This window comes from Legionella sp. (genome assembly GCF_049790535.1).
Taxonomy (GTDB): domain Bacteria; phylum Pseudomonadota; class Gammaproteobacteria; order Legionellales; family Legionellaceae; genus Legionella.
The window spans coordinates 38,188-46,734 of the sequence record NZ_JBAQZB010000133.1; the positions used below are offsets into that span (position 1 = coordinate 38,188).

Consider the following 8,547-nt stretch of genomic DNA (forward strand, 5'->3'; position numbering starts at 1 on the left):
CCTGGCGCGAAGGAGGTAACATTTTCTAGGAAAACAAATTCTTAATCTATTAAAGTTACTATAGTTTATATCCCTTTGCCAGCAAATAGGTTTCTTTTGAGCGTGCGCGGGAGGCAGAGGGCTTTCGAATCACCACCTTATCAAAAGAGATTTTTGCATGTTTTACTAGTTCATCAAAACCCGAGCCATGAAAAATTTTAATTAACATGGAACCACCAGGTTTTAACATTTTTTCCGCAAAATCAAAAGCTAACTCCACCAAATACATTGCACGTGGAATATCAATTGCTGCGGTACCACTCATATTTGGGGCCATATCTGATAATAACAAGTCAACACTGCGCTCAGGAATTAAATCCATAAGTTCTTGCAGTACTTTATCGTCGCGAAAATCGCCAAGAATCACATCCACTTCAGGCAAAGCATCCATCGGGAGTATATCTAAAGCAATGATCCGACCACGGCCCTGTAGGCATTCAGAAACATACTGAGCCCAGCCGCCAGGGGCAGCACCCAAATCAACAACGGTCATCCCAGGCCTTAATAATGATTCTTTTTCATCTACTTCTTTTAATTTATACACAGCGCGGCTACGATAACCCTCCGCTTGTGCTTTTTTCACATAAACGTCATCAAAATGTTCCTGCAACCACCGTTTACTGCTTTTGGTGCGACTCATAAACTACTATTTATTGATCAATTTCGCCTATGATACTGAATTTCACTACCTTTTCCCAGCAAAACGTGCAATAATTTACCATTTAGTTTTTAAGGAATACCTTATAGTGAATACCTCGTTTAGACAATCTCTTAAAGCCCAGGCACATCATTTGAAACCCGTTGTACTTATAGGTGCCAAAGGATTAACGGAAGCCCTTTTTGCGGAAACGAATAATGCATTACTTGCGCATGAATTAATTAAAGTTAAAATTAATGGGGCGGAAAAAGAAGAACGAATCATCATGGCTCATGAATTATGCCAGCAGCTAAATGCTGAGTTAGTACAATTAATTGGCAATACAGCCATTATTTATCGCAAGAATGAAGAAATGTAATTTAACGCTTTTTTCCTATTTTTGCTAGGGTTCCAGAACATTAACACCTCTTTTGAAACCCCTTTAATAAGTCCAACTCACTTAGCGATTCTTATTAGGTAAGTAAGCATAAAATGAGTGCAATGTGCTATTCTTGAAAAAATGAATAACGTTTATCGAAGCTCATTATGTTTAACATCACAAACCAATTAAATGACAGGCAATTTAAAGAACTGGAACAATTAAAAACAATAAGTAAAAAAACTGATGGTAATATTCCTAATTTATACACGCACCTATTAATACAACCACGGCATTTATCCACCATTTTTCTCTATTATGAAAAAGAACAATTAATTGGTTTTTTAAGTATTTATTTTTTTTATGATGATGCTGTGGAAGTCTCATTACTAATCCACCCACAATGGCGTCATAGAGGAATAGCCAAGCAATTGTTACAAAATATCATCCCTCTTGTTTTAGAAAAAAATTATTTTAAGTTAATTTTTTCAAGCCCATCTTCTCTCAATGATCACTGGTTACCAGGCTTTGGTTTTTCTTATCAACACAGCGAATACTCCATGGAACGACATATTTTAAATCCTTTGCTGGATTATAAAAAGCAACTGACTTTTCGCAGAGCAACAATCGAAGACATTCCGCAACTTTGTATGCTGGACAAAGCATGTTTCAATAAATCGCCTGACGAGCTAGAACAGCGTTTTCAACACATACTAAACGAACGCGACTATCAGATTGAGCTTGCTTTTGAGAAAAATTATCTCATCGGTAAAGCACATCTGCGCTGGCAAAAACATGGAGCAACATTATCCGACATCGCTGTTTTTCCAGACAAACAAGGACAAGGTTTAGGTACCGCATTAATCACTCATTGCGTCAACTATGCCTTAAGTGAAGGCAAATCCGATCTGAACCTGGATGTAGAAACTCATAATCAAAAAGCGCTCGACCTTTACACACGGCTAGGCTTCCTGATGCAAAATGCATGCGATTATTGGCAGATTGAAATAAACCAATTATTAAAATGGCTAGAAAATTAATTAAGTTATAATAATAGAGTAGCCAATGTTGCGTCGCTATAGTCCCGCAAACAAGCCACAGGAAGAGTATAGGATGCTCAGCTTGCACGGATTAAGGTAAGACTAGTATAGATTCTTAATATGAGGATTCTCAATAAAAGTATCACATAACTTGTTGTAATTCCCCTGCTGTTAGCTTCCCAATAATAGCACTTGACAGAGTTTCAACCACACCTTTAGTATTAGCTTAAAAAAATGTGTTGATAAAAAGGGACAATGAATGAAAAAAAGGGTTGTAATCACCGGGATGGAAATAACTTCTTCGATAGGGACTGGGTTAGATAAATTCTGGAATGCCGCAAGTCACGGCCAATGTGGAATAAAACGTATACAAAACTATGATCCCGCCCCATACCCAACTCAAATAGGTGGTGAAATTACTGACCTCTCTCTAGAATATCTTCCTCAATTCACTAAAAGCAAACGTTACCCTCGTGCTGCTCAATATGCCCTTTATTGTGCCCACCATGCCATACATCAAGCAGGTCTTACGACCAAGGAGTTATTTCTGGCAGGAACTTATATAGGTACAGGGATGGGCGGCTATTCTGAAGCAGAAGGCATATTTAAGATAATGTATTCTGATCAAAGTTGGAAAAAACTCCCAGCGCTTAGTATCATCAGATCTATGCCCAATTCAATTGCAAATCATATTGCTATTGAATTTGGTATTGGTGGACCTAATTCGACGATATCTAATGCATGTATTTCCTCCGCTGAAGCTATAGGAACAGCTTATCAACAAATTGCTCAAGGTAAATTATCTACCGTTCTTTGTGGTGGAACTGATTCCTTAATCTGGGAATCCGTTATGGCGACTTGGTGTAAACTTAAAGTCCTGTCCACCAATAATGAAAACCCTACCAAAGCCTGTCGCCCGTTTGATCTGAACCGCAATGGCATGATCATTGCCGATGGAGCGGGAATTATAATTCTTGAAGAATTACAACAGGCAAAAGCACGTGGTGCTACTATTTATGCTGAAATCATTGGTTTTGGTGCCAGTTGTGATGCATTTCATGTTACGGCCCCCAACACGCAAGGACAAACACGTGCTATTTTTTCGGCTTTGGATGACGCCAAGTTGTCAGCTAATGACATCCATTATATTAATGCTCATGGTACCGGAACTCAATTAAATGACAGTACAGAAACGGAAACCATTAAATCAGTTTTTGGTGCTCGAGCCTATGACATTCCAGTAACCGCCCAAAAAGCCATGACTGGCCATACTATAGGTGCTGCAGGTGCTATGGAGATTATCGCCACTGCGCTTAGTTTACGCCATGATTTACTTTTACCTACAATTAATTTGGATACTCCCGATCCTGTCTGTGATCTGGATTATGTGGGCAATACAGCGCGCAACAAAACCATTGATATTGCTTTATCAAATCATTTTGCCTTTGGCGGTGCTAACGCAGCTTTAGTGTTAAGAAAATATATAAAGTGAAAAAATTTCACATCGTTCAACTTAAACCAGGAATTGTCTTTAAGCTTTTGAACTCAATCCGTACTTTTTTCAACTTAAACTCGAAAATGAGCTATAAGGGGTATATAATCTGCCTATTTTGCAAATTTTTAAAGGCTAATAAATGAGTGTTTCACTTGGCGATATAGCGCATTTGATCAAAGGGATAATTATAGGTGATAACGCAACTAAAATTTCTGGTTTGTCTCCCATTGAGGACATTACTTCCGGAACTTTAGTGTTCGCAGACAATGATAAAAACCTCAAATTAGCTGAAGCATCCCCGGCAGCAGCAATTTTAGTAAACAAAAACACCTCTGTTTCTGAAAAACCATTAATACAAGTATCCCATCCATTAAGAGCATTTATTTCCTTACTCCATTATTTTCATCCTACCCCTCAAATCCCCCCAAGCATCCATCCAACTGCCGTAATTGGGGAAAGGGTACATTTAGGAGAACAGGTATTCATAGGACCCTATGTAGTAATTGAAGCAGGCAGCATTATTGGCAATCACTGCATCCTTAAAAGTCATATTCACATTGGTCGCGAAGTTACTCTTGGTGAAAATACAACAATTTATCCTCATGTAACTGTATATGATCACTGCCAAATTGGTTCCAGAGTAACAATTCACGCATCGACAGTAATTGGCTCTGATGGCTTTGGCTACACTTTTGTTGATGGTCAACACCACAAAGTGCCCCATGTAGGACGCGTCGTTATTCATGATGATGTTGAAATTGGCGCTAATACAGCAATCGATCGTGCAACCATGGGCGAGACTATTATTGGTGAAGGAACTAAAATTGATAACCTGGTGCAAGTAGCTCATTCAGTAAAATTAGGAAAACACAATATCCTTTGTGGGTTCACTGGTATCGCCGGCAGTACCACGACAGGAAATCATGTGATTTTTGCAGCAAACGTTGGTGTTAGCGATCATGTTCGCATCGATAATGGTGTCATATTAGGAGCCCGCGCTGGTGTACCACCCAATAAACATCTTACCGAAAAAACTATTTATTTTGGTAACCCTGCGCGTCCCAAAGAAATTGCCCTCAAGCATGAGTTTGCGGTCAATCGTATTCCTTTAATGCGCAAAAATATCAAAACTCTTTCTGAACAAGTCGCATTACTGAACGAACAATTATCCAAAATCGAGGGCAAATAATGATACAAGCACCGTTGATCCTCATTGATGGTTCCTCCTATTTTTTCCGTGCATTTCATGCGCTACCTCCCTTAACTAATTCCAAGGGACAACCCACAGGGGCTGTTTATGGAGTAGCTAACATGATAAAAAAATTGATTAAAGAGTATCAGCCTGAACAGTTAGCTGTAGTCTTCGATGCCAAAGGAAAGACTTTTAGAGAGGAATGGTATCCAGAATATAAAGCGCACAGACCACCTATGCCGCAAGAGTTAAGCTCGCAATTTCAACCTTTAATACAATTACTGGAAACGATGGGGTTACCTTTATTAATCGTTGAAGGAGTAGAAGCGGATGATGTCATTGGCACTCTGGCAAAACAAGCCACTGAACAAGGAATTCCAGTTCTAATCTCTACTGGCGATAAAGACATGGCTCAACTTGTCAATGAACAAGTTACATTAATCAATACCATGAACAATTACACGATGGATATTGCCGGGGTTAAAGAAAAATTTGGGGTCGAACCTGCGCAAATCATTGATTATCTAACGCTGGTTGGTGATACCTCAGACAATATTCCTGGGGTAACTAAATGTGGTCCTAAAACAGCCGTTAAGTGGCTAAGCGAACATCAGTCTTTGGATAATTTATTAGAAAATGCTCATGAAATCTCTGGTAAAATTGGGGATTATTTGCGCGCAAGTATCCCACAGCTGCCACTATCTAAAAAATTAGTAACAATTAAAACTGATTTGCAGTTGCCTTTAAATCTGGATGAATTACGTCCTAAAGAAGTTGTAAAAGAACAATTAATTGCTTTAATTCGAGAGTTCGAATTTAAAAATTGGCTTAAAGAATTATTAACACAAGCAGAGAGTCAGGAAAAATTAGCTGTAGAAATACAGAATACAGAGGTTTTCTATGAGCTTATCACTACTCAGAAGCAACTGAGTAATTGGTTGAATCAGTTGGCACATTGCCAAGAATTGTGTATTGATACTGAAACCACCAGTTTGGACATCATGATGGCGGAAATTGTTGGGCTTTCTTTAGCTATTGAAGAGAAAAAAGCTGCTTACATTCCGTTTACCCATACTGATGGTACTTTGCAATTAGTACGTGAAGAAGTACTTAGCGCATTAAAACCTATTTTAGAAAATCCAACGATAAAAAAAATAGGGCAAAACATTAAGTACGATTATTCAATGCTTAAAAAGTATGGGATTACATTACAAGGCGTTGCCTATGATACCATGCTGGAATCGTATGTACTTAATAGTGGTGCTGGTCGTCATGATATGGATACCCTATCCTTAAAATATTTGGGACATAAAACCATCACCTTTGAAGAGATTGCCGGTAAAGGAGCCAAACAACTACGTTTCGATCAGATTCCCGTAGATAAAGCAAGCATCTATGCAGCAGAAGATGCGGACATCACTCTGCAATTACATCACACTTTATACCCAATGCTGTCCGAATCGTTACATCATGTTTTTAGTGACATTGAAATGCCCTTAATCCCTGTGCTTGCTGATATGGAGCTGCATGGAGTTTTAATTGACGCAGATACTTTGAGCGCTCACGGTAATCGCTTAAAAGAACGAATTAGGCTTCTTGAAGAAGAGGCCATACAGTTAGCCGGAAGACCATTTAATCTAAGTTCACCAAAGCAATTGCAAGAATTACTTTTTGAAGAACACAAAATTCCAGTCATTGCAAAAACACCTACTGGACAACCTTCTACTGCAGAATCAGTCTTACAGGAGTTAGCATTTGACTACCGCCTTGCAGCCGTAATCCTTGAGCACCGTGGTTTAACCAAACTGGTTTCAACCTATATTGATGCCTTGCCTAAAAAAATTAATGCGCACACTGGAAGAGTACATACCTCTTATAACCAAGCTATAGCAGCAACGGGCCGACTGTCCTCGACGGAACCCAACCTACAAAATATTCCGATACGCAATGAAGAAGGCAGACTAATTCGTACCGCATTCATTGCTCCTCCTGGCAAGGTGATTTTAGCGGCAGATTATTCACAAATTGAATTACGTATTATGGCGCATTTATCCCAGGATGAAAACTTACTTACAGCCTTTGCCAACGGTTGGGACATTCATACAGCAACTGCAAGTGAAATTTTTCAAGTATCTCTTGAAGAAGTAACTTTGGAACAACGTCGAAGAGCAAAGGCTGTAAATTTTGGTTTAATTTATGGAATGTCCGCTTTTGGTTTAGCGAAACAACTTGGTGTGGAGCGCCAAGATGCCCAGCGCTATATTGATACTTATTTCCAACGTTACCCCAAGGTTTTAAAATACATGAACCAAACTCGACAACAAGCACATCAACAAGGTTATGTAGAAACCTTATTTGGACGACGATTGTATTTACCTGAAATAAATTCCCGTAATCTGATGCGCCAAAAAGCAGCAGAACGAACTGCAATTAATGCACCAATGCAAGGTACCGCTGCAGACATTATTAAAAAAGCGATGATTGCTATTGCCAAATGGCAAAACTCTCAAGAAAATCTCCACGCACGAATGCTTATGCAAGTACATGATGAGTTGGTTTTTGAAGTGTCTGCTCAAGAAATTGAATCCAGTACACAAAAAATCCGCCAATTGATGGAACATCCAGTTGAACTTTCCGTGCCACTACTTGTCTCTATAGGTACAGGTACGAATTGGGATGCAGCTCATGGTTAATTGCCTACATTGTAAGTATAGATTTCGCTAAAAACCACTAGGCACTCTTCCGAGCACAAGAGAGGAAGTCTTTTTTGTAGGATGAATAAAAAATTTTCTTTTTTCCTGTGCTCTTCTAAACCTCAATGTCATGTGGCAACAATCGTCTGTTTGCACGAAAATAAGATATTGGTGAGCATTCCAATAAATCAGATAATTTTTCCATATAAATACAGGCAAAACGATCAACTTGATAAGCAAAATAACTTTCCTCTGCTCCGGTACGAAATATACGTCCCCATTTAAGATTAAAAAAGGCTCGTTGTTCTTTGATTAATTGGGTCAAGTGTGCATCAATCTTGCTAATTTGTACTTGTAGCCCTTGAAGTTCTTCATTATATTGTTTTGAGCACTCATCAATACTCTGAGTATGTAAATGTACGTATTGATCCTCCAGATTTTTTTTAACTTTCATGGCCTCACTAATCTGCTTTTCTATGGGCAATGCCTGCATTTGCGCCGCAATTTCTTCACCAAGTTCTTCAACTACTAATGCCGTGCGCCAATTACAATCTTTTTTCAGGCGCACAATGTCACCATAAATGTGATCCCCAATGTAAAGAATTTCATCACCACGTACTTTTAAGTCTTCAGTAAACTTTTTTGCATTACCTCCTTGATAAGCACCTGGCACTATGGGCCCAATAATATTACTCATCGTACCATTGACAGGGTTTACTGATAAAAAACGAAGATTGTCATAAAAAAAGCGGGGTTTGTTCGCTAAAGTAATAACAAACTCGAATAAATCGCGCCAAGTTTCTCCCTTTTTTAAGAACGGATTAATCGCATACTCTAATAAAAGTTTCGTATAGGAATATTCTGAATTAGTTAAAATAAATATTTTTTTGCCATGATAAATAAAATGCTTCAGTCCGTCCACCAAAGCACGTTCTTTAATTACATAATCGGATAGATTTTTAATAATAATTGTTTTTAAACTACCATCTGAGTGAACTTTATCCACACAAAATTGCACATCCTGAGCAATTAATTGATAATCAGGAATCTGATCGTTCATATCATCTTTCAG

Annotated in this window: 7 protein-coding genes; 5 read left to right on the forward strand and 2 right to left on the reverse strand. The window is 38.5% G+C overall.

The features are described 5' to 3' along the window. Positions 1-58: 58 nt before the first annotated feature. Complete coding sequence (gene rlmE / locus WA877_RS08995; RefSeq protein WP_425170580.1) at positions 59-679, reverse strand: 23S rRNA (uridine(2552)-2'-O)-methyltransferase RlmE; 621 nt, start codon at positions 677-679, stop codon at positions 59-61. Between the two features lie 106 nt (positions 680-785). Between rlmE and yhbY the strand changes: the two genes are divergently transcribed. From yhbY to polA, 5 genes are all read left to right on the forward strand, one after another. After that, positions 786-1,055 (forward strand): ribosome assembly RNA-binding protein YhbY, encoded by a 270-nt coding sequence (gene yhbY, locus WA877_RS09000; RefSeq protein ID WP_425170581.1) that lies wholly within the window; start codon positions 786-788, stop codon positions 1,053-1,055. 167 nt (positions 1,056-1,222) lie between these two features. After that, the gene (locus WA877_RS09005) at positions 1,223-2,095 is read left to right on the forward strand and encodes a GNAT family N-acetyltransferase (RefSeq protein ID WP_425170582.1); all 873 of its coding nucleotides are present in this window, start codon (positions 1,223-1,225) and stop codon (positions 2,093-2,095) included. A 259-nt stretch (positions 2,096-2,354) separates the two neighbouring features. Further along, positions 2,355-3,587, forward strand: coding sequence for a beta-ketoacyl-[acyl-carrier-protein] synthase family protein (locus tag WA877_RS09010; protein ID WP_425170583.1), 1,233 nt, complete (start codon positions 2,355-2,357; stop codon positions 3,585-3,587). Between the two features lie 142 nt (positions 3,588-3,729). After that, complete coding sequence (gene lpxD / locus WA877_RS09015) at positions 3,730-4,779, forward strand: UDP-3-O-(3-hydroxymyristoyl)glucosamine N-acyltransferase (RefSeq protein WP_425170584.1); 1,050 nt, start codon at positions 3,730-3,732, stop codon at positions 4,777-4,779. 2 nt (positions 4,780-4,781) lie between these two features. Then, positions 4,782-7,475, forward strand: a complete 2,694-nt coding sequence (gene polA, locus WA877_RS09020; RefSeq protein WP_425170587.1) for a DNA polymerase I — start codon at positions 4,782-4,784, stop codon at positions 7,473-7,475. 115 nt (positions 7,476-7,590) lie between these two features. Here the strand turns inward: polA and WA877_RS09025 are convergent. Then, positions 7,591-8,547, reverse strand: a 957-nt coding sequence (locus WA877_RS09025) for a 5'-nucleotidase domain-containing protein (RefSeq protein WP_425170585.1), incomplete at its 5' end; no start/stop codon positions are given.